The sequence below is a fragment of the Arthrobacter sp. genome (assembly GCF_030540645.1).
GTDB lineage: Bacteria > Actinomycetota > Actinomycetes > Actinomycetales > Micrococcaceae > Specibacter.
In genome coordinates, this window is the sequence record NZ_JAUNVV010000055.1 from 3,111 (window position 1) to 24,295 (window position 21,185).

Here is a 21,185-nt window from a genome sequence, read left to right on the forward strand (position 1 = left end):
GGTGGCCCCGTCATCGCCGAAAGCGGTGTGAAAATTTAGTACCAGTTGACGGCGTTTGAGTGGCCCCAGGCAGCGCACGGTGAGCCGTAGCGTTCCTGGATGTAACCCAATCCCCAGGTGATCTGGGTCTTGTAGTTGGTCTTCCAGTCGCTGCCGACGCTTGCCATTTTCTCCGCAGGCAGGGACTGGGCAATACCGTAGGCGCCGCCGTCGGGGTTTTCGGCGGACGTGAGCCATTCGGATTCACGGTTCCAGAGCTGCGTGAGGCAGCTCATCTGGTCAGCTCCCCAGCCTCGGGCAGCCAGTTCTCCGGCGGCATAGGCCTGGGCGCCGGCGGGGTCATCCACAACGACCGGTGCCGGGGCTGGGGCTGGTGCGGGAGCTGCTGCCGTTGTGGGAAGGGGAGTGACGTCCGAGGACTGGGCCTTGGCGGCTGCAGCCTTCGTAGCTGCGGACGTGGAGGCAGCGGACGGCAACGAGCCGATGTCTGCTCCAGCGAACGTGATGGGCACATTCAGTGGTGCTGATACGGCGGGAGCCGAGGCGTGTCCCGCTGCCGCCAGCAAGTTGGCGCCGCTCTGTGCGTTAGCGGTGTGCTCCACTGATTGAGTCACGGCACCGGCGGCAACGAGCGCTCCGACAACGGCAACGGCAGCCATGTACTTGGCCGTGGTTTTGACCGTGGACTTGCCAGCCGCGCGGGTCCCTTTGCCCGCTGCTGCGAAGGCAAAAAGTGACGGGCGGGCGGAGTTTTCGGCACGGCGACGGCCGCGCTGGGGTGATGCAGACATGGATGTAACCTCTCTACGCCTGCGAGGTGAGCTGTCGGGAATGGATTAGAGAATCCTGCTACGCGGCACGGGCAACCATGGCCTCATGCACTGCGTTGGCTTAACCCCAAGGGCGTCCAAATGGAGGCCCACAAAGATTGGGTCCCCCGTCTCTGCCACGGGAATGGAGGGAAATGGGCGGCGGCAGAGCTCGGCGAACCGTCCATCTGTGCCATGAACCGTTGGTGGTTCAGCAGGCACTTTTGCCAGCGTAACGGAAATGAAACCAAATGTCACATTATGGTAACGAGGCTTGTATTAGCGTGAGCGAATCGACATTTACTTAGCAATGCTAAGGATATAAAGTGGAAAGCTGATGACACGAAACTTGACTTCCCAGGCGGCTGACCCCTTGATGACAGACACTTCCCTTGCACGCACGACGCCGGAACCCGGGTCCAGCTCGGCCGCTACGGTTGTCGCTGCGGGCAGGCCCCTTGGAGCTGGGCCGTTGGCTGCTGAATTGCGGATTGCCGTTATGCGCACGTCGCGGCGGCTGCGGGCCGAGGCTGCGTCGAGGGAAATTAGTCCCGGACAATATTCAGTGTTGGCTGCCATCCTGGACGGTCCACGAACAGTGGGACAGCTCGCTGCCAGGGAGCAGATCCAGGCGCCGTCCATGACGCGAATCGTCAACGCACTGGCAGCGGCGGAACTGGTCAGCCGGGGTGAAAATCCACACGACAAGCGCCAAGTGTTGGTGAGCATTACAGAGACCGGCTCCACCACCTTGTTGCGTGCACGTTCCAAACGGACGGCGTGGCTGGCCCGGCAGGTTGCCGCCCTCACCCCGCAAGAACGTGCCACCCTCCACGAGGCGGCTTTGATCCTGCAGGAGATGAGTGCCTAAGTGAATTCGATGTTCCGTGCACTGAAGGTGTTCAACTACAGACTCTGGGTGACCGGTGCACTGGTGTCCAACATTGGCACGTGGATGCAGCGTGTGGCCCAGGACTGGCTGGTGCTTACCGTCTTGACCCACAACTCAGGTACTGCAGCCGGCATCACCACCGGTCTGCAATTTTTACCGATTGTCTTCCTCGGCCCCTTCGCAGGGCTGTTGGGCGACAGGGTCAACAAGCGCAAGCTGCTGCTTGTCACCCAAACATCCATGGGGTTTTGTGCGCTTTTGTTGGGCATTCTGGTCGTCACGGGCACTGTACAACTCTGGCATGTGTATGCATTGGCTTTCCTGTTGGGCGTGGCCAGTGCCTTTGACGCACCCTCCCGGCAGGCGTTTGTCTCCGAAGTGGTTTCCAAGGAAGACGTGCCCAATGCCGTCGCCCTCAACAGTGCTTCCTTCAACCTGGCCCGGCTGGCTGGCCCCGGCGTGGCTGGCCTGGTCATTGCCGTGGTGGGAACCGGCCCGGCATTCCTTATCAATGCCGCCAGCTTTGCTGCCGTGATCTTCTCGCTGTGGCGGATGCGCACCAGCGAACTGTTCCCCGCTGTCAAGGTGCCGCGGTCCAAGGGCCAGATCCGCGAAGGGCTGGTGTATATCCGCCAGCGCCCGGATCTCATGATGATCATGGTCCTGGTCTTCCTTGTGGGCACCTTTGGTATGAACTTCCAGATCACGAATGCACTCATGGCCACCACAGTGTTCCATCTCGGGCCGGGGGAGTATGGGCTGCTGGGCTCGGTCATGGCCATCGGCACGCTGGCTGCAGCGCTGATGGCGGCACGGCGGAAGAACATGCGCATGATGTACATCGTCGGTGGGGCGCTCGCGTTCGGCGTGACAGTCGCAATCGCAGCCTTCATGCCCACCTATACGCTGTACGCGTTGGCGCTGGTGCCCGTGGGAGTCGCCTCACTAACCTTTATGAACGCGTGCAACACGACGGTGCAGCTGAACACCGATGCGGCCATGCGCGGGCGGGTGCTCGCTGTCTATATGGTGGTCCTGCAGGGCGGCACTCCCATCGGAGCGCCCCTGGTGGGCTGGATCGCCACCGAATTTGGCGCTCGCTGGTCTTTGGGTATGGGAGCTGTGGTTGCCATACTGGCTGGCCTGGCCGCACTGCTTCTCATGAATCGCCGCAACAACGTCAGGCTGCGCGACCAGTTCCGGGGCTTGCGCCCTTCCTGGAAGGTGCTGCCAACGCACCGCTCCGGGGCATAGCGCGGACTCTGCCCCATCCTGCAGGTCACGCTTGGTAAACCGCTGTTTACCTAGCGTGAAAAACTGGGATTTTCCTGAGTGCTGTCAAACAGTTGCGAGGTCATCATAGACGCGCCCAAATTAACTTTGAACTTATTCATCGAATTTGCCTATTTCAGGAAATATTCAACAGGAATATAGATCTTTTGATTGATTGCATTCGACGCAAAGCGTCATTTGTGCTCAAAATGAGAGCAATTCAACAATGTCGGATTGATCACAAAATATAGCAGAATCTCACATAGTGGACACTTTACCCCTTTGTTACTTGCAAGTTCGCTTTGTTACGTAGCAAACTGACTTACGTGAACAACCACTCAGTGAACTCTGCAGCAGCAGCAACGCTCTGTCTCGGATCGACTAGATCGACCAGACGGTCTCTGAGTGGTTTTCGAATGCAGGCCTAACTCACAACCCTGGTAGCAACACTCCAGTCTTGGCCTCTGGGCCGGCCCATAAATAAGGGCAGCAAAAGTTCTGTCAAGCAGGACCAATGGAAGCATTCGCGCCGTTGAATACGGCCATACACTTAGGTAGTTCAATGTCAGTAGCATCTGGATACGTCCACATTTCAGTACGAAACGCCGCCAAGGCCGTTGCCCGCAACACGGGGAGCGGACCCCTGGGCAGCTCCGTCCACGCCGAACACGCTGGCTATTCCAGTCTTCGCCCGGATACCTCAACCGCCGCCGAACGCTTGCGCTCCTACCCCGGCAGTGACAGCAACCCGATGACCGCACCTACGCCTGTCATCGCGGGCGGGGTGGACAAACTGCGCGGTGTCAGCCCGGACAACGTTGCCCGTGGCTTTGTGCTCTACGTCGGCGTCGATGAAGACACCGCAGCAGCAGCTGGCACCTCACTGGCCAAACTGGCCCAGGATATCCGCGCCTACGCCCAAACCCTTGTACCGCAAGCCCAGAGCTACGCTGCCGTCGCCATTGCGCCGTCGGACGCCATTGGCACACCCCTCGATGTGGTCCGCTCAACGTTCGGCGATCCCACGGTGGCCTCCCGGCAACGTCAGGAAGCAGTCCGAACTCCGGCAGCAGAGCAGCGCCCTTCCGGCGTGTTGATCGATCTGGCACGACGTGAAGTACACCTTGACGGGGACACGCTGAACCTGACGTTCAAGGAATTTGAACTGCTCAACTACCTGGTGGAAAACGGCACCCGCACCGTGGGCCGCGACGAACTCCTCGAAGGCTTGTGGAGCAACGCCGACGAGGTCCCCAACGAGCGCACCATCGACGTCCACATCCGCCGCCTGCGCTCCAAGCTGGGACGCCTGGCCAACACGGTCCGCACGGTCCGCGGCGAAGGCTACCGCTTCTACGAGCACCCCGAAGTGGTTGTTTGGGCGGCTCCCGAATACTCGATTTGATCCCCACGTACGACGGCGGATGGCCCACTTTGGTGGGTGGTCCGCCGTCGTACTGCTTTAACGCTCCCGCCACTAAACTGGGGGAATGAGCGAACACCACTTTAAACGGCTGATTTTGATGCGCCATGCCAAGGCGGCCTTCCCGCTGGGCGTGGAGGACCACGACAGGCCGCTGGCCCAGCGCGGGCACAACGAAGCGCCGCTGGCCGGCAAATGGCTCGTGGAAAACAACACGGTGCCTGACTTCATCCTGTGTTCCTCGGCGCTGCGCACCCGGCAGACCTGCACGTGGGTGTGCCAACAGCTGGGCGAGAAGGCACCCACCCCCAAACTGGAGAGTGCGCTCTACGCGGCCGGCGCCACCTCGATGCTGGCGGTGGTGAACCACGTCCCCGAGACCGTGGGAACGCTCATGGTCATCAGTCACATGCCCGGGATCCAGTCGTTGGCGCTGCGCCTGGCCTCAAGGGATTCGGACCAGGACGCCTACATGGACCTGGCCTCCGGCTTCCCCACCAGTGCATTTGCCGTCTTTGAACACAGCGGGTCCTGGGCAACCCTTGACGGTCAGGACGCCCAGCTGACGAACTTCGTGGTGCCGCGCTAGAACCGTGCCGCGCAAGGCGGGGTGGCGTTATGCCTCGATTTCCGGCATCAGCGTCTTGAGCGTCCACGTCTTCTTCTTGGCCACGGCAGCCCAGGCCAGCACAAAGCCCAGCACAGTGTAGCCCAGCAGACCCAGTACGATCGGAACCAGCGGGGCAAGGTCTGCACCATAAATGAGGTGGCGCATGCCTTCCACCACGTGCCCCATGGGCAGCACCTGGTGCATGATGTGCAGCGGTTCCGGAGTGGTCTGCCACGGGAACGTGCCGCCGGAGGAGACCAGCTGGAGCACCAGCAGGATCAGCACCACAAATTTCCCGGGCGTCCCAAGCAGCGCCACGATGCCCTGGATGAGCGCGGTGAAGGCCACCGATGCCAGCAGCAGCAAGCCCAAAGTCAACCATGGATGACTCGGTTCAAGGCCCAGACCAAACTTCACCACCGCATACAGCAGCAGGGCTTGGGCCGTGGCCACGGCGGCAAAGGGCAACCAGCCGCCAATGGCAATCTTCCACGACGGCGCATTGGAAGCCAACGCGCGTACGGTGAGCGGGCGCATGACCTGAACCAGCATGAACGCGCCAATCCACAATGCCAGCACCAGGAAGAAGGGGGCCAGCCCGGCACCGTAGTTGGCGGCCTGGGCTTGGGAAACTGAATCCACCCGAATGGGGTCCGCAATGACTCCTGCAGCGTTTTGCTTGTCCTTGTCATTGGGGTCTGGGACGTTCCCTGCACCCTCACTCAACTGGGTGGACAGCTCCGTGGCACCTGTGGACAGCTTGCTTGAGCCTGCTTTCAAGTCGCCGGCTCCGGTGTTCAGCTTTGCGGCCCCGGTGGCCAACTGTGTGGCGCCGTCCAGAGCGGTTTCCTGCCCGGCGGCCAGCGTTGCCGCGCCGTCGTACAAGGACCCGGCCCCGGCGTGGGCCTGCGAAATTGCTGTGGTCAGCGCCGGCGTCGCAGTGGCCAATTTGTCTGCACCGGCCGAAACCGCAGCTGAGCCGTCCGCGAGTTTCTGAATGTCGACGGCGTCGGTGGCGAGCTGCTTCTTCAAATCCGTGATGGTGGGGCTGCTTGCGGCCGACTTCAGCGAAGTGCGGATCTGATCGGCCTGGGCGGAGGTGAGAACCTTGTCGGCAACGAGCTGGTCCAGCCTGCCTTCGATGGCACCCGTTGCCGCGTCGTCCAATTTCCCGGCCGTGCCGATGGCGTTCTGAACTTTCGTGTTCAGCTCAGCATTGCCGGCGGCGACGGCCGCTGCCCCGTCGGCGAGCGTCCGGGTGTCTGCCGGCAGCGTGGCCGTCTGGTTTTCCAGCTGGCCGAGTCCCTTGTCCAAGGCGGCCGCGCCGGACTGGAGCTGTTTAGCGCCGGTGACCAGCTGTTGCTGTCCGGCAGCCAGCGAATTGGCTCCCGTGACGAGTTCGCTGGTGCCCGTCTGGAGCGTCCCCACCCCTTGATCCAGGGCCGCGGCGCCGTCCGCGAGCTGTTTCGCGCCGTCGGCCGCCTTCACGAGCTGGGCGTGGATGGTGCCGTAGCCGGTCAGCAGCGAATTGGCTGTTTTCTCGCCCACCTGCTGCGCCACCGACGCGTGCACCTGAGTGGCAACCTTGTCCACGATCGAGGTCAACAGGTAGTTGTTGGCGTCATTGGTGGTCACGCTCATCATGGCCTGCGTGGCCGAATCAAAGTTCTCCGGAGACGCGAGGTTAGCTGAAAAGTCCTTGGGAATGATCAGCGCAAAGGCAAATTCACCGGATTTGACCCCGTTGTTGGCCTCCTCTGGAGTCTTCACGAGCTGCCAATCAAACTTGTGGTCCTCGATGAGGGTGGTGGCCACTTTCTCGCCCACATTCAGCTTCTCACCCTCCTTCGTGACGGCTCCTGCGTCCTGAACCACGACGGCGGCCTTGAGCTGGTCGAGGTTGCCGTACGGATCCCAGTTGGCGTAGAGATACACGGCCCCGTACAGCAGGGGGACCATCACCATGGCCACGATGGTCAGCTTGGGCAGGATCCCGCCGGTCATACGCTTGAGTTCTGACAGCGCCAGTCGGAAGACTGTCATTTGGTTTCCTCCGGGGTATCCGTGGGTGCCATGGCTTCGTCGGTTTCGGCGGCCGGTGTTTCAGCGGTGGTGTTTTTCTGCTCGGTTGGCGGGGTGGTTTCTTCTGCGCTGTTGGCGTTGCCGGCAACGGCTGTTCGGCCGTCCCATCCGTCGGGGAGGCAGCCCACTACACCCACCACCAGCAGCTGCCGGAGTGCAGAGTCAGCAGGAACGTTGGGCCCGCGCCCCAGTAGGCCCGCGGCGGCCTGCTCAAGCAGCGGAAGCCAGGCGTCGACGTCGGCCGTGTGGCGGTCGGGTGAGTCAATCACGAGGAGGTCGACGTCCGGGTTGGCCAGCGCCAGTTCAAGCTGGAGATGAAGGAGCCTGTTCGGGGGGATCTCTTCGATCCATTTTTCCAGGATGTCGCGGAAGCCATGGGTGACAAGCCACTCGGTGGGCCGGGTGCGGTCGCGGAACTTCGTTGGCACAAGTGCCAGGTCTTCGGACGCCAGGGACCTGACGGTCAAGTGGTGTTCCGGGGCATTGACATCGGGGGCATCGACAACGGCACTTCGTCGGCGCAAGGAGGCCATGGAATCGTCATGGCCCAGAACCACGGTGCCGTTGGAAGGCTTCATGCGCCCTGACAAGGCAAGGGAGAGTGCAGTGCGTCGATCCTGGCCGTCGGCCTGGACCAGAAGCACCTCGCCCCGGTGTGCCTCCACCGTAGTGGCTGGAAGCAGGGTGTGCCGCCTACCGTCGATGAGCAACTGGTTGGTGCTGAGCATGGGGGTTGCTCCTTCGGCGGTGGGGTGAACTGCCTCAAATTACCAGTGGAAGCCGCGCCATGCAAGAAATGTGCGCTTCCACTCAACGGCTGCCATGTCCATGCAGAAGCCGTTGTGTGCCGCTGCAGTTACAGACGCACGTAGGCCCAGTTCGCCCACTGGCGCTCGGCGAGATGCACCACGGCTGACGGGACGGTGCCGACTCTTGGCAGCAGGTTCTCTCGCTCCAGTGCCGCGGACCGCATGCTGTTTTCACAGGCGAGGACAGCAATGCCTGCCTGCAGGACGTTGTCTGCCGGCTCTGCGAGTCCGCCGCCCACGGCGAGTGCCGCAACCGCCTTTCCTTGAATGACGATTTCAATGGGGCTTTCAGGCAGGGCTGCTGCAGCGTTCAGGGCGCTGCGGAAAACGCCGGCCACCTGCTCGCCGGTGTTGCCGAAGCCATGAAAAACCAAACTCTTCCGCGATTCGTTGGACGTGTCATTGTCAGCTGTCATGCGAGCATTCTTTCACAGGGCTACTGCTTGTAGCCTTCAACTTCGCCGGCAGGCCGCAGCTGGGCGTCGTCGGGACTTTCCCCGGCACGGATTTTTGCCTGCCGCTGACGCAGCAGGTCCCAGCACTGGTCCAGCTGGATTTCGAGCTGTTTCAGCTGCGCGGCACGCTCTGGCAGCTTGGCCTGGTCCGCGGTGGATTCCCGCAGATCCTGCTCCATTTTCACCAGTTCTGCGATCTTGTGGTGTACCTGGTAATCATCCATTGCGCATCTCCCTGCCGTTGTCCAGCCTCTGTTGCACCGTCCATCTTCACGTTAGTGCCATTTGGGCCCGACGGCGAGGGGAGACGGCGCCCCAAACGCGTCAGTCGGTCAGGGCGGCCTTGAACCAGCTGGTGATGGTGGTGGGGTGCGTGATGGCCGTGCCGACCACGACGGCGAACGCGCCGGCATCCAGCGCCGCGCGGGCTTGGGCTGGGGAGTGGATGCGGCCTTCGGCGATCAACGGCTTGCCGAGCTTGGCGCCGGCGATGGCGGCAATGAGTTCCAAGTCAGGGCCGTCGGTCTTGGGTCGTTCGTCCGTGTAGCCGGCCAAGGTCGTGCCAATAAGGTCTGCACCGGCATCGACGGCGGCCACGGCGTCATCGAAGGAGCCGCAGTCGGCCATGACGAGGGAGTTGGAGTTCTCGTGCACGGCGGAAATGGTCTCGGCCAGCGTCAACCCGTCAGGACGGGGCCGGCGCGTTCCGTCAATGGCGACGATCTGGGCGCCCGCATTGGCGCAGGCCAGAGCGTGGCGCAGTGTGGGGGTGATGAAGACGCCGTCGTGACCGTCCTTCCAGAGCCCGATGACGGGAACTTCCACGGCGGCGCGCGCAAACTGGATGTCTGCAATGCCCTGCACCCGGATGGCTGCGGCCCCGCCCGTCACGGCCGACGCCGCCACCTGGGCCATGGTGCGCGGGTCGCGCATCGGTTCGCCCGGGTACGCCTGGGCGGAAACCACCAGCTGGCCGGCAAGTTCGTCAAGGTTGGTCAATTTCAACGTCATGGTGACTCCTAGGAAGTGAGAACTTTTTTAGTGGGCGAGGACCAGGGAGGCTGCGCCCAAAACTGCGGCCGTGTTGCCAAGGGTTGCCCTGACCACCGGCACCGACGCCAGCGGGGCGAGCAGTTCGGCGCGCAGGGCGGACTCCATTCCGTCCCACCACAGCTCACCTGCGTCAGCCAGCCCACCGGAAACCACCACGACGGCGGGATCGAGGATGTTGATCAGCCCGCCCACTGCCTGTCCGGCGGCGGCAGCGGCCCTGGCGATGACCTGAAGTGCAAGGTCATCACCGGCCCGGGCGGAGGCAAACACGGCTTTTGTGTCCGCCAAAGCAGCGCTGCCACCCGCGCGCAGGTAGGCGGCGTGGATGGCGGGTCCTGACGCAATGGCTTCGACGTGCCCGGCATGGCCGCACGAACACGGCAGCGGGGTGCCGCGTTCCACGGCGTAGGGGGAGGCGAAATGTCCTACATGCCCGCCCACGAAATGGTGACCGAGCAGGGGTTGCCCGTTGAGCACAAAACTGCCGCCCACACCCGTGCCGAAGGCTGTCATCAGGACGGAGTCCTTGCCCGCCCCGGCACCCTGCGCGGCTTCGCCGAGAGCATGGGCGTGGACATCATTGACGACGGCGCATGGCAGTCCCAGCCGTTGCGTGAGCCCGGCAGTGATGTGGGTTCCAGTCCAACCAAGAATCGCGTGGGTGGCGGAAATGACGGTGCCTTCGGTGGCGTTGATGACCCCGGCGGAGCCAACGCCCACCGCGTCGACAACGGTCCCTTGTGCGGCGGCACGCTCAACGAGTGAGCGAACAAGGCCGGCTGTGGCATCCAGGATGGCTTCGCCGCCGTCGCGGTTGAGCGTGGGAATCTGATCCGTGAACAGCACTGAGCCGTCTTCCGCCACAACACCGGCGGCGGTTTTGGTTCCGCCCAGATCAACGCCGACTACGTACCGCATAAAAGGATCCTTCAAGATTTAAGGTTGAAGCAAAAACGAGCATTCCCCAACCTCGTTCCTGGGCTCATGGCCGAGGAACGAGGTTGGGGAGGGCGTGGATGGGCCCACGCGCCCGAGCGCCGGGAGCGGCTGGGGACTAGAGCAGGCCGGTGCGCTCGAGGATGACCTTGATGGCTGCCGTCTCGTCCTCGTCGAGGGAGAGCATGGGGGCGCTCATGACGTTGGTCTTGATGATGCCCATGAGCATCAACGCGGTCTTGAACGCGCCCAGGCCCGCGGCGTTGCCGGATACGCGGCCGGCCTTCGGGGTGTAGACGATGTTGAAGACGTCGGCGATGCGGTCCTGCTCGGCTGCGGCGCCGGCCCAGTCGCCTGCGACGGACAGGTCGTACAGGCGGCGGTAGGCTGCCGGGTCAACGTTGCCGAGGCCGGGGACGATGCCCTGGGCGCCGCCGAGCATGGCACCGTCAACGACCACTTCGTGGCCGGTGAAGATGTCAAAGTTCGGGATGTCGCGGGCGGCGATGAGCAGCTGGCGGAAGGCAACGTCGTCACCTGAGGAGTCCTTGACACCGGCGATGACGCCTTCGCGGCCCAGCTCGACGAGCAGGTCGGTGGGCAGCTTGAAGTGGGTGCGCACGGGTACGTCGTAGGCGAAGACGGGGACGTCCACGGAGGCGGCGATCGCGCGGAAGTGGCGGCCGTTCTCCTCGGCGTTGCTGATGGCGTAGTACTGGCTGGTGGCCACGAGCGCGTCGGCACCGAGGGCAACCACGCGGGCTGCTTCCTCGATCACGCGGTTGGTGGTCTGCTCAACGGCACCCACGAGCAGCGGAACCTGTCCGGCGTTGACGCCGGAAATGGTGGTCAGCACGGTGTCGCGCTCGGTGTTGGTCATGTGGGTGACCTCGCCGGAGGAGCCGTTGACGAACAAGCCGGCCACACCGCCGTCGAGCAGGTGGCGGGTCAGGTTCTCCAAGGAGGGGACGTCGATGGCGCCGTCGGCGGTGCGGGGGGTGCAGACGGGGGGGATGACGCCCTGGAAACGCGATGCGACTGTAGTCACGGAAATTGCTCCAAAATTGTATTGATATAAACGGGTAAATAGCAGGGCCACGCGCCCGGGAGGGCGTGGGGGTCAGATGTGAAGAAGGGAGGGCGCAGCGCCCAGGAGCTTCTTCGTGTAGTCGTTGGACGGGTTGTCGAAGATCTGGGCCGCGGGGCCCTCTTCAACAATCTGGCCAAAGTACATGACGGCGATGCGGTCTGAAACGTACCGCACGGTCTGGATGTCGTGGCTGATGAAAACCATGCCCAGGTTCAGTTCCTTCTTCAGGTCTGAGAGCAGGTTCAACACCTGGGCGCGGACGGAAACGTCCAGTGCGGAGGTGGGTTCGTCGGCCACGATGATGTCCGGGTCCAGTGCCAGTGCGCGCGCAATGGCTACGCGCTGGCGCTGTCCTCCGGAAACTTGCGATGGCGTGACCTCGGCTGCCGACTGGGGCAAGCCAACCAGCGAGAGCAGTTCAGCGACCTTCGCCAGGCGGGATGCCTTATTGCCAACGCCGTGAACGGCGAGTGGGTCAACCAGGATGTCCTGGATGGTCATGCGCGGGTTCAGTGCCGTAGAGGGGTCTTGGAAGACCACTGAGACGGACCGGCCGAACTCCTTGCGCATGGCTGCGCTGCGCTTGATGGCCGGCTTGCCATGGAACAACACTTGGCCCGAGGTGGGGGTCTGCAATCCAACAAGCACTGAGGCCAGCGTGGACTTGCCACAACCGGATTCACCCACGATGCCCACGGTTTCCCCGCGGCTGATGGAGAAGTTCACGCCATTGACGGCTTTGACGTAGCTTGGTTTGAACAGTCCGCCGGAACGGGTCCGGTGGTGGACGTGCAGGTCCTTGAGTTCAATGACGGGGGTCGCGGCTTGTGCGGCTGCATTGACGCTCTGCTTGCTCATGAGGCACCTTCCGTTTCTGCCCCGGCTGAAGCCAGCTGGGCATCTTCGTGCTTGTGGCTGGCCCAGAAGTGCTCGCCCGCCGCACCCTTGCTGGAGACCGGGACGAACGCCAGTTTCTGGTTGGGGTCAGCGTCCGGACGCTGGGAGCGTCCGGCAAACCTGTCACCGGCGGCGAAATCACGGGGTGAGGGGACCGTTCCGGGGATCTGGTGCAGCCGGGCGGCGTCGGACTCGATGGAGAGCACGGCGCCCAGCAGGCCACGGGTGTATTCGTGGGTGGGGTTCGCCAACAGTTCCGAAGCCTGCGCGGACTCCACCACTTGCCCGGCGTACATGACGGTGATCTTGTGTGCCAGGGAGGCGACCAAGGCAAGGTCGTGGCTGACGAAGACCATGGCGAAGCCAAGCTGCTCACGCAACTCGTTCAGCAAGTCCACAACCTGTTTCTGGACGGTGACATCCAGTGCGGTGGTGGGCTCATCGGCAACCACGATCTTCGGTGAACGTGACAGAGCCATGGCGATCAGCACGCGCTGGCGCTGGCCGCCGGAAAGCTCGTGCGGGTAGCTCTTGAGGGTGCGGATGGGGTCCAACTGCACCAGTTCCAGCAGTTCCGTCGGTGACTTGCGTCCGTTGCGGCGGGTCAGCTGCAGCATCTGGTCCTTGATCAGCATGGAAGGGTTGAGCGAGCTCAGCGCATCCTGGTAGACCATGGCGATCTGCTCGCCGCGCAGGCCTTCGTAGGCCTTCACGGAGCTGTGCTTGATGGAGGCATCCAACAGTTCCTTGCCGTCGAACTTGATGGAACCGGTGACTTCGGCAGTCTTGGGCAGCAGGCCCATGACCGCCAGCGACGTGATGGACTTGCCGCAACCGGACTCGCCCACCAGACCCATGGTTTCTCCTTCACGGACGGTGAAGGAGACCTTGTCCACAATGGCGGTCTGGTCGTAGCGTCCGGGGAAGCGGATGGAGAGGTCCTTGACCTCCAAGATCACGCGTGCCTCGGCGCCCACCTGGGGCAGGCGGTCCTTGCGTGATCGCTCCACTTCCTGAAGCCGGAGAAGTTCCACATCCAGTGCCGCGAAGGGATCTTCAATGACTGCGCGTGCTGCGGCATCGGCCTTGGCGAGCGCCACAGCGGCAGCTGCCGAACCGTCGTCGTCCTTGACCGGGGCGGCCTTCTTGATGCGCGGGTTGACCATCGCGTCCGTGAGGCCCTCAGCCAGGATGTTCAAGGCCAGCACGGTCAGCAGGATGACGAGGCCTGCGAAGGTGGTTGCCCACCAGCCGCCGGACAGAACCAGGTTGCGTCCGTAGGAGATGACGTTGCCCCAGCTGGGATCGGGATCCTGAATACCGGCACCGAGGAAGGAAAGGGAGGCTTCCAGGATGATGGCGTCGGCCACCATGACCGTCGCGAACACGAGGACGGGAGCCGCGGTATTGCGCACAATGTGCTTGACCATGATGTAGGCACGGCCCGCACCGATCACGCGTTCGGCGCGGACGTAATCCTCACCGTACTGCGACAGGACGTTGGCACGCACCACACGGGCAAGCTGCGGGGTGTAGATGATGGCTATCGCGACGATGATCGTGGGGACCGAGTTGCCGAAAGCGGTCAGCAGTACGGCGGCCAGGGCGATGCCGGGGAACGCCATCAAGATGTCCATGAGACGCATGATGATCTCATTGACGGACTTGGAGGATGTTGCGGCGAGGGCGCCAAGCGTTGCGCCGACCAGGATGGCCAGGGCCACCGATCCGAGGCCGATCATCAGTGATGCCTGGGCACCGTACATCAGGCGGGACAGGACGTCGCGGCCAATGCGGTCGGTACCGAACCAGTGCGCCGCGCTGGGAGCCTGGGCCGGATCGCCGGTGTCCAGTGGGTCGTACGGGGCAAGCCAGGGCGCCAGAACGGCAATGATGATGATGACAAGCAGGAAAAGCAGAGCCAGTTTTGAACCCAGCGTCAGGGCCTTGAAGCGCAGGCCCGGTGCGCTGAGTCGTTCGGCAAGTTTGCTGCGCATGACTTAGACCGTCCTGATTCGTGGGTTGATGAGCAAGTACAGAAGGTCCACCAGGATGTTCACGAGCACAAACGTCACAGCGATGACGAGCACGACGCCCTGGACCAGGTTGGTGTCTACGTTGGTGATGCCGTTGAGGATCTGCTGGCCCATGCCGGGCAGCGAGAAGATCATTTCAATCACGACGGCGCCGCCCAGCAGGTAGCCGATGCGCAGTCCCAGTACCGTCACCGGGGTGACAAGGGCGTTGCGGAGCACGTTGCGGGAAATGACCGTGGTGTAGGGGACGCCGTTGCCGATGGCGGTGCGGACGTAGTCGCGGTCCAGCTCCTCGACCATGGAGGTGCGGACAACGCGGATCAGCGAGGCGGAAACGGGAATGGCCAGTGCCAGTGCCGGAAGCGTCATCGAACTGAGCCAGCCCATGAAGCCTGCGGAGGGGTCGGCGAGCCCGCCGGAGGGGAACCAGGAATTCTCGCCGAGAGCAAACCACTGGATGAGCAGGATGCCCAACCAAAAGGACGGGGTGGCGATGGCTGCGACCGAGAAGACGCGGATGACCTGGTCAACCCAGGTGTCGCGGTACAGTGCCGCGAGAACGCCGAAGACCAAGGAGATGACGACCGCAATCAACACACCCAGGAAAGTCAGCTGCAACGTCACTGGGAATGCGCTGGCAATGACCTCGGTGATGGGTTTTGCCGGCGGGAGGGTGGTGCCAAAGTCACCTGTGAACAGCTTGCCCAGGTAACGGAAGTATTGAATGAATAGCGGATCGTTGAATCCGTTGACCTCACGGTATTGCGCCAGGGCCTCCTGGGAGGCGCCTTCGCCCAACGCTGCAACGGCACGGTCGCCGGGAGCGAACTGCAGCACCACGAAGACGAGCAGGGTGACACCCAGGATCATCAACGGAAGTGCTGCGAGCCTGCGTCCCAGCAGTCGCAAAAAGTTTGCCAATGTACTTACTCCGGTTCTATTCGCAACACCTCAGAGGGGAGCTGTGTGCTGCGTCATAGGAAAGGTGGTTTTAGTCGAAAGGGGCTGTGACCCAATGGGCCACAGCCCCTTTCGCCTGTGATCAAACGGACGAACCTAGGAGGTTCGGCCAACTCCAACGAAGGAGAGACCCGTGGTGGGCAGCGGCTTGAAGCCCGAGAGCTTCTTTGCATCCCAAGCCGTGGGCAGCTTGCGGTGGAAGATCGGGTACAGCGGTACTTCCTCGGCGATGATGTTGATGATTTCGCCGTAGAGCTTCTTGGCATCGGCCTCGGAAGCTGCCAGTGCTGCGTTGAGCTTGGTCTGGACTTCCTTGTACTCTGCGGATTCGTTCCAGGCGAAGCGGTTCTTGGCCCAGGTGTCGCCGCGGAACCACCAGCTCAGCAGGATGTCTGCGTCGCTGCCGAACACTGACGGATCGCCCGGGGCGGCGACGACGTCGTAGTTCAGGCCGCCAACCTTGTCCGGTGCGTAGACGGCAGCGGAAGCCAGCGGCTCCAGCGTGGTCTCAACGCCAATGGCATCCCAGTTCTTCTTGATCAGCGGGATGACGTCCTTGACCCATGCGGTGTCGGTGGAAGTCAGTGTCAACTTCAAGCCGGTTACCCCTGCTGCGCTCAGCAGGGACTTGGCCTTGTCGGCGTCGAAGCCATAGACGGTGGAAGCCTTCTGGTAGTTCGGGCTTCCTTCCTGGAAGAATGACGTTGCCGCTGTGGCGTTGCCCAGCAACGCCGTTTTGATGATGGCGTCCTTGTCCATGGCGTAGTGAAGAGCCTGGCGGACTTCCTTCTTATCGAAGGGTGCGCGGGTGAGGTTGAACATGAGGAACAGCAGGCCGAAGGACTGTACTGACTCGACGTCAACCTTGTTCTTGAGCGCGTCAACGTCCAGGTAGGGGACGTCTTCAATGGCCTGGACACGGCCGGACTGCATGGCGGTGACGCGGGCCGAGGCGTCTGAGAGCAGGAACCAGGTCATGCCCTTGGCCAGTGCCGGCTTCGTGCCGTTGTAGGCGTCAAAGCGCTCGAAGACGATCTTGTCGTCCTTGGCTGCGGAAACGAACTTGTACGGGCCGGTGCCGACGGGCTTGGCGTCGAATGCCTTCTGGTCTGCAGAGGCCAACGCCTTGGGGACAACCTTGACGACGGAGATGCGCGGGCCGAAGCCGTTGAAAGCGGTGTTCAGCTTGAATTCAACGGTCTTCTCATCGAGTGCCTTGACGGAATCGATGAAGAAGATGAACTGTGCGAACAGGGCCTTGTTGGCCGGATCCAGTACACGCTCGAACGAGTAGGCAACATCTTCGGTGGTGACGGGGGTGCCGTCATGGAAGGTGGCGCCGTCGCGGATCGTGACCTGGTATGTCTTGTCGTCGACCATCTTGGGGTCTTCTGCCGCCAGTGCGTTGTAAGGAACGCGGGTGGCTGCGTCGAGCTCCACAAGGCCTTCGAAGATGTGCAGGTTGGCGGCCAGCGGGGTGGCCCCTGATGAGCTCATCGGGTCAAAACCAGTGGACAGTGAGTAGGAGATGCCAGCTTCGATGCTGAGATCCTTGTTCACTTCTGCACTGTTCTGGGTGCTTTGAGTACCCGTGTCCGTGGAAGATCCACAGGCAGCGAGGGTGGCGGTGAAAGCTGTTGCGGCACCAAGGACGCCAGCGGCCTTGAGGAATGTCCGTCGCGATGCGGGGGTCGCAGGCAGGTTCTGAAGAGTATTGCTCATTCTGTAGAATCACCATTTCGTGTAATAGTAATCGGAGGTAGGACGTCCGATGCTTATGCTGAAACTGTAATAGCGATCACAGACTTGGTCAAGTGGAGATTTGGTCTCGTTCTGGCTCGAGTCCACACTGGATCGCTCTGCCGGGTCGGTTTACTCCAGAAGTGGCTGCGTTCCTCCGCCTAGGCATGTGGTCGGACATCCGATATTCTATGATTGAAGTCACCTCCTGCGCGCGGGTGGCGGAGAAGTTTGAGCGAGTGAAAAGACGCGCCGCACGACGCACATTTCTGAGGAGTCTCATTGTCCATTTCGTCGGTAGTACCGAAGGCGCGCTTCAGCGCCCAGGCACGTCTGCGTGCTCTCCAGGCTGACATCATGGAACTGATTTTGGAGCGGGACCTGGATGCGGGGGACCCCATGCCCACCGAGGGTGAACTGTGCGAAGTCTTGGGTGTTGGGCGGAACACCCTGCGTGAGTCGTTGAAAGTTCTCCAAGCCTTGGGTGTCATTGAGATTCGTCACGGTTTTGGCATGTTTGTGGCCCCCAGCAGCTTTGACGCACTCGCTGATGGACTGACGTTTCGGGGTCGCCTTTCATTACGCCACGAGGGCCTGGAGGCGTTGCAGCTGGTGGACATCCGGCAAGCCCTTGAAGCCGGGCTGATCAGCGCCAGCATCCCCGTCGTCTCGCAAGAGCACTTGGTGCTTATCGAGGCGGCCGTGGTGAAGATGGAAGATCTGGCGGCCCGTGGGGAACAGTTCGCGGAAGCGGACGCGGAGTTTCACCGCCTGCTTTTTGAACCCCTTGAAAATGACCTGCTGATGAACCTCATGAGTGTTTTTTGGAAGGTATATCGCAAGATCCACGTGGAGATCGGCACCGACGGGATGCACCTGGTGGACACAGCGGCTGCGCACCGGAGAATTTACGATGCCGTGGCCGATCAGGATGCTGCAACGGCGGCGCGGCTGCTCAACTGCCACTTCGACGGAATCCGCGCCAAGATCAAGGCCTTCGTGGAGTCTGACTAAAGTCCCGGACTCGACTTTCAGCGACGCACGGAACGCAAGGTTCCGTGCGTCGCTCCCTTTTAAGCCCGGCCGGTTAAGCCCGGCAGACCTTTCCGACTTAGTATGTCGCATAAAAAATAATGATTGACATGATGTTATCCATCACATTTACTTAGGTAACATCATGTTGCAAATCGTTGCGTGGTGTTCAAATCATTGATTCTGAACGACGACGAAGGTGGATGCATGCTTGATGGCGATCCTCCCGTGCAGCTCTGCGCGGCGGCCCTGATAACAACCCCGGCAGCGGCTCAGCAGGCTCGCGCACGGTCCCGCAGGGCGGGGTTGGGTGCCCTTGCCGGCCTGGTGCTGATGGGTACCTTCCTGGTCCCGCTGGCAGACAGCCCGGCGCAGGCAGCAACGGAGACCTTGTTTGAAGCTGAGGCAGCCGGGAATGTGTTTACCGGGAAGGCGGTCGTCCAAGACCGTCCCGGGGCCTCGGAGAACAAAACCGTGGGCTATGTGGGTGGCGGGAACGGCAAGATCGGCGTCAAAATCCAGGTGGTTGACCCCGCCAGGACGGCCCTGCAATTGCAGTACGTCTCCGGTGAAGACCGCGACGTTTCCATTCAATGCAACGACGCGGCGGCAGCACTGCAGGACCTCGCCCCGAGCCCGGGCTGGTCCACGCCCGCCCGCTACACCTTCAGCTGCGACAATTTGGTGGCCGGAGAAAACACCATCACATTCTTCAACGCAGGAGGCCCGGCTCCGGACATCGACGCCGTCGCCGTGAGAACCGCGGCGCAAACCCTTTTTGAAGCCGAAGATCCGGGGAACGACTTCATTGGCAAGGCCGTGGTACAGGACCGCCCCGGCGCATCCGGCGGCAAAAGCGTTGGCTATGTGGGCGGCAACAATGGCCAAATTGGCATCAAGGTCGGGATGGAAACTGCCGGCGACAAGGTCTTTGACCTTCAATACCTTTCCCCCGACTCAGGCAAGCGCAACGTCAATATCCAGTGCGAAGGCAGCGCGAAAGTCCTGCTGGACCTGGCCGTGGGGGCGAACACCACTACGCCCATGCGCAAGGAATTCTCGTGCTACCTGCACGCAGGCATCAACACCATTACCGTCTGGAATGCGGACGGCCCGGCTCCCGACATCGATGCCATCATCCTGAAAACCGACGGATCCGACGGTGGCGAGACCACCGGCCCGGGGAACGGCGGCGGGGACACGGAAGACCCCTACGCGGACGACCCGACGTCGGCAATGCCCATGTCGGACCCGGCGAACGGTGGCAAGTGGACGCTGATCAACGACTACTCCTCGGAGTTCAGCGGCAGCGACCTGGACAGGGGGTTCACCCGTTTCACCGACCAGTGGGGTTGGCGGGCAGAATGGCGCTGGGAAGACGACGCGGCAGTGGTCAGGGACGGAAACCTTGAACTGACGCAGTCCTACGACCCCACCACGGAATTCAACATCACCCCGTCCAAATGGCAGACCACAAGCATCGACGTGAACCTGCAGAACAACAACGCCGACACCGTCACCTCCTACGCAGCCCACACGGGCGGGACGGGCCTGCGCCACACCTACTACAACCAGTATGGAACCCGCACCCAGCAGAGCTTCTCCGGACTGGCTGCAGGACCCTACACGTTCTCGGCCTGGGCCAAGACCACTGGAGCCAAGGGAGCTGTAAGCCTTGTTGCAGTGGGATGCGACGGCACATCCGCCCCGCAGTCAACCGATATCCCGCGCAACAACGGCGCCTGGAAGCAGTACACGCTCGCAGTGACAGTGGCTGACGGGGCCAATTGCGCCGTCGGGCTTCAGTCAAGCGGGGCCGACTTCCTGGATGTGGCAATGTTCGACGACGCATCCTTTACCACCGATGCGAATCCAGCCGCGAACAAACTGGCCAACCCCGGATTCGAAGACGTGGCCACCACCTACAACAAGTCGGGCGGGGTGCAGCTGCAGGAGCCGGTCAAGTTCGGCTATTTCGAGGTCCGGGCACAGTCCGGAACCCCGTTCCCGGGAACCTGCCTGGCGTTCTGGCTTGATGGCCGTGAAGGCGACTACTCCACCGAGCTGGACATGGTGGAACTGGGCCAGAACCCCAACCAGCCAGGTTCAGTCGACTTCGCCAAGCACCGCTGGCCGTCCAAGGCACTGGGGCCCAACCACCAGTCCGACGGAGGATCCAGCTTCATGGCCCCGTGGAACCCGGCCGAAAGCATGCACAAGTACGGCTTCGAATGGGGGCCGGGAATCCAGCGTTGGTACGTTGACGGCGAGCTCAAGCGCGAAACCAACGACCCCGTCTACGACCCGGCCGAGCAGATCATGATTCTCTCCGTTGGCCTGCGGGCGCCGTACGTGAACAACCCCGGCGCCTACCCCAATGCCTACGACAATGCCGAACCGTCCAAGTTCGACTACGTGCGCGTGTGGAAAAAGCAGTCCATGACCATTGATGACAAAACGACCGGCGACTACCAGTCATCGTTTGTGTACCCGCCGGAGTGGGGTGCGGCCAACGTGGCTGGAGCCCTGGGCGGCTCGGTGCACACCTCCACCACGCCGGGGTCTTCCTGGACCATGCGCTTTGACGGCGACGGCGTTGCCGTGACCGCGCCGGTGGGTCCCGGCCAAGGCTCGGTGGCCTACTCGATTGATGGGGGAGTGGCCGAAGTCGTCGATCACAGCGCTGCTGCGGATGCATTTGCCACGGTGTGGACAAGTCCCACCGTCAAGCGCGGCAAGCACGTGCTGACTGCCACCGTGGTGGGTGACCCGGCCGCACGCGCCCTGGCCAAGCCGGCAGGCGTCGACGCAGTGGCCGTGCTGAACAGTGGCAGCACGGACTACAGCGACATTGCCGTGGCTCCTGCAGCCGTCACCTTTGACGAGGCGGCAGGGACCTATACCGTGCCCGCGACACAGGGCATCGAGTACATGGTGGGGGACGCGGCCATCCCCGCCGGAACCCATCAGCTGCCGGACGCCATCAAGGTCACCGCCAGCGCATTGGAAGGCTACGCCGTGGCAGCAGACGCAGTATCGTCATGGAGCTACAGTGCGCAGCCGGAACCCACTGAGTCGGCGACTGCGAA

Annotated in this window: 18 protein-coding genes and 1 riboswitch; of the genes, 6 read left to right on the plus strand and 12 right to left on the minus strand. The window is 62.3% G+C overall.

All coding sequences use genetic code 11. The annotated features are described in order from the left end of the window. Positions 1–35: 35 nt before the first annotated feature. Positions 36–791: a hypothetical protein gene (locus Q4P21_RS10960; RefSeq protein WP_303388804.1), complete on the minus strand. Its 756-nt coding sequence runs from the start codon at positions 789–791 to the stop codon at positions 36–38. 4 nt (positions 792–795) lie between these two features. After that, positions 796–981: riboswitch (cyclic di-AMP (ydaO/yuaA leader) on the minus strand. Positions 982–1,146: 165 nt separating this feature from the next. On the opposite strand from Q4P21_RS10960, the gene Q4P21_RS10965 reads away from it, so the two are divergent. From Q4P21_RS10965 to Q4P21_RS10980, 4 genes are all read left to right on the plus strand, one after another. Next, the gene (locus Q4P21_RS10965; protein ID WP_303388805.1) at positions 1,147–1,680 is read left to right on the plus strand and encodes a MarR family winged helix-turn-helix transcriptional regulator; all 534 of its coding nucleotides are present in this window, start codon (positions 1,147–1,149) and stop codon (positions 1,678–1,680) included. Positions 1,681–1,689: 9 nt separating this feature from the next. Further along, positions 1,690–2,955: an MFS transporter gene (locus tag Q4P21_RS10970; protein ID WP_303388821.1), complete on the plus strand. Its 1,266-nt coding sequence runs from the start codon at positions 1,690–1,692 to the stop codon at positions 2,953–2,955. Positions 2,956–3,535: 580 nt separating this feature from the next. After that, a complete protein-coding gene (locus tag Q4P21_RS10975; protein ID WP_303388806.1) occupies positions 3,536–4,378 on the plus strand; it encodes a winged helix-turn-helix domain-containing protein in 843 nt (280 codons plus the stop codon). A gap of 85 nt (positions 4,379–4,463) precedes the next feature. Further along, the gene (locus Q4P21_RS10980) at positions 4,464–4,985 is read left to right on the plus strand and encodes a histidine phosphatase family protein (RefSeq protein WP_303388807.1); all 522 of its coding nucleotides are present in this window, start codon (positions 4,464–4,466) and stop codon (positions 4,983–4,985) included. A gap of 27 nt (positions 4,986–5,012) precedes the next feature. Here the strand turns inward: Q4P21_RS10980 and Q4P21_RS10985 are convergent, their stop codons facing one another. The 11 genes from Q4P21_RS10985 to Q4P21_RS11035 form a co-directional block, all read right to left on the minus strand. Next, complete coding sequence (locus Q4P21_RS10985) at positions 5,013–7,049, minus strand: YhgE/Pip family protein (protein ID WP_303388808.1); 2,037 nt, start codon at positions 7,047–7,049, stop codon at positions 5,013–5,015. Beyond that, positions 7,046–7,816, minus strand: a complete 771-nt coding sequence (locus Q4P21_RS10990) for an ABC transporter ATP-binding protein (RefSeq protein WP_303388809.1) — start codon at positions 7,814–7,816, stop codon at positions 7,046–7,048. The genes Q4P21_RS10985 and Q4P21_RS10990 overlap by 4 nt, the downstream gene beginning before the upstream one ends. 128 nt (positions 7,817–7,944) lie before the next feature. Then, positions 7,945–8,313, minus strand: coding sequence for a hypothetical protein (locus Q4P21_RS10995; RefSeq protein ID WP_303388810.1), 369 nt, complete (start codon positions 8,311–8,313; stop codon positions 7,945–7,947). A gap of 20 nt (positions 8,314–8,333) precedes the next feature. Next, positions 8,334–8,576, minus strand: coding sequence for a DUF2630 family protein (locus Q4P21_RS11000; protein ID WP_303388811.1), 243 nt, complete (start codon positions 8,574–8,576; stop codon positions 8,334–8,336). 100 nt (positions 8,577–8,676) lie between these two features. Continuing rightward, the gene (locus Q4P21_RS11005; RefSeq protein WP_303388812.1) at positions 8,677–9,363 is read right to left on the minus strand and encodes an N-acetylmannosamine-6-phosphate 2-epimerase; all 687 of its coding nucleotides are present in this window, start codon (positions 9,361–9,363) and stop codon (positions 8,677–8,679) included. 27 nt (positions 9,364–9,390) lie between these two features. After that, positions 9,391–10,323, minus strand: coding sequence for an ROK family protein (locus Q4P21_RS11010; RefSeq protein ID WP_303388813.1), 933 nt, complete (start codon positions 10,321–10,323; stop codon positions 9,391–9,393). 136 nt (positions 10,324–10,459) lie between these two features. Next, on the minus strand, positions 10,460–11,389 hold the full coding sequence (locus Q4P21_RS11015) for a dihydrodipicolinate synthase family protein (protein ID WP_303388814.1): 930 nt from the start codon (positions 11,387–11,389) through the stop codon (positions 10,460–10,462). A 72-nt stretch (positions 11,390–11,461) separates the two neighbouring features. Beyond that, positions 11,462–12,289, minus strand: coding sequence for an ATP-binding cassette domain-containing protein (locus Q4P21_RS11020; protein WP_303388815.1), 828 nt, complete (start codon positions 12,287–12,289; stop codon positions 11,462–11,464). Further along, complete coding sequence (locus Q4P21_RS11025; RefSeq protein ID WP_303388816.1) at positions 12,286–14,325, minus strand: dipeptide/oligopeptide/nickel ABC transporter permease/ATP-binding protein; 2,040 nt, start codon at positions 14,323–14,325, stop codon at positions 12,286–12,288. Before Q4P21_RS11025 ends, Q4P21_RS11020 begins: the two co-directional genes overlap by 4 nt. Positions 14,326–14,328: 3 nt before the next feature. Next, positions 14,329–15,285 carry an ABC transporter permease gene (locus Q4P21_RS11030; RefSeq protein WP_303388817.1) on the minus strand — a complete coding sequence of 319 codons (957 nt, stop codon included), beginning with the start codon at positions 15,283–15,285 and terminating at the stop codon, positions 14,329–14,331. A gap of 135 nt (positions 15,286–15,420) precedes the next feature. After that, positions 15,421–17,046, minus strand: a complete 1,626-nt coding sequence (locus Q4P21_RS11035) for an ABC transporter substrate-binding protein (RefSeq protein ID WP_303388818.1) — start codon at positions 17,044–17,046, stop codon at positions 15,421–15,423. Between the two features lie 300 nt (positions 17,047–17,346). Between Q4P21_RS11035 and Q4P21_RS11040 the strand changes: the two genes are divergently transcribed. Both Q4P21_RS11040 and Q4P21_RS11045 read left to right on the plus strand, forming a co-directional pair. Then, positions 17,347–18,078: a FadR/GntR family transcriptional regulator gene (locus Q4P21_RS11040; protein WP_303388819.1), complete on the plus strand. Its 732-nt coding sequence runs from the start codon at positions 17,347–17,349 to the stop codon at positions 18,076–18,078. Positions 18,079–18,303: 225 nt separating this feature from the next. Continuing rightward, the coding region (locus Q4P21_RS11045) for a family 16 glycosylhydrolase (protein ID WP_303388820.1) at positions 18,304–21,185 on the plus strand (2,882 nt) is incomplete at its 3' end.

Excerpts from the sequence above, each read along its gene's own strand:
- Q4P21_RS10995 (WP_303388810.1), bottom strand. The coding sequence starts at position 8,313 with ATGACAGCTGACAATGACACGTCCAACGAATCGCGGAAGAGTTTGGTT.
- Q4P21_RS10970 (WP_303388821.1), top strand. The coding sequence starts at position 1,690 with ATGTTCCGTGCACTGAAGGTGTTCAACTACAGACTCTGGGTGACCGGT.
- Q4P21_RS11010 (WP_303388813.1), bottom strand. The coding sequence starts at position 10,323 with ATGCGGTACGTAGTCGGCGTTGATCTGGGCGGAACCAAAACCGCCGCC.
- Q4P21_RS10980 (WP_303388807.1), top strand. The coding sequence starts at position 4,464 with ATGAGCGAACACCACTTTAAACGGCTGATTTTGATGCGCCATGCCAAG.
- Q4P21_RS11000 (WP_303388811.1), bottom strand. The coding sequence starts at position 8,576 with ATGGATGATTACCAGGTACACCACAAGATCGCAGAACTGGTGAAAATG.
- Q4P21_RS10990 (WP_303388809.1), bottom strand. The coding sequence starts at position 7,816 with ATGCTCAGCACCAACCAGTTGCTCATCGACGGTAGGCGGCACACCCTG.
- Q4P21_RS10985 (WP_303388808.1), bottom strand. The coding sequence starts at position 7,049 with ATGACAGTCTTCCGACTGGCGCTGTCAGAACTCAAGCGTATGACCGGC.
- Q4P21_RS11005 (WP_303388812.1), bottom strand. The coding sequence starts at position 9,363 with ATGACGTTGAAATTGACCAACCTTGACGAACTTGCCGGCCAGCTGGTG.
- Q4P21_RS11020 (WP_303388815.1), bottom strand. The coding sequence starts at position 12,289 with ATGAGCAAGCAGAGCGTCAATGCAGCCGCACAAGCCGCGACCCCCGTC.
- Q4P21_RS10960 (WP_303388804.1), bottom strand. The coding sequence starts at position 791 with ATGTCTGCATCACCCCAGCGCGGCCGTCGCCGTGCCGAAAACTCCGCC.
- Q4P21_RS11035 (WP_303388818.1), bottom strand. The coding sequence starts at position 17,046 with ATGAGCAATACTCTTCAGAACCTGCCTGCGACCCCCGCATCGCGACGG.
- Q4P21_RS11025 (WP_303388816.1), bottom strand. The coding sequence starts at position 14,325 with ATGCGCAGCAAACTTGCCGAACGACTCAGCGCACCGGGCCTGCGCTTC.
- Q4P21_RS10965 (WP_303388805.1), top strand. The coding sequence starts at position 1,147 with ATGACACGAAACTTGACTTCCCAGGCGGCTGACCCCTTGATGACAGAC.
- Q4P21_RS10975 (WP_303388806.1), top strand. The coding sequence starts at position 3,536 with ATGTCAGTAGCATCTGGATACGTCCACATTTCAGTACGAAACGCCGCC.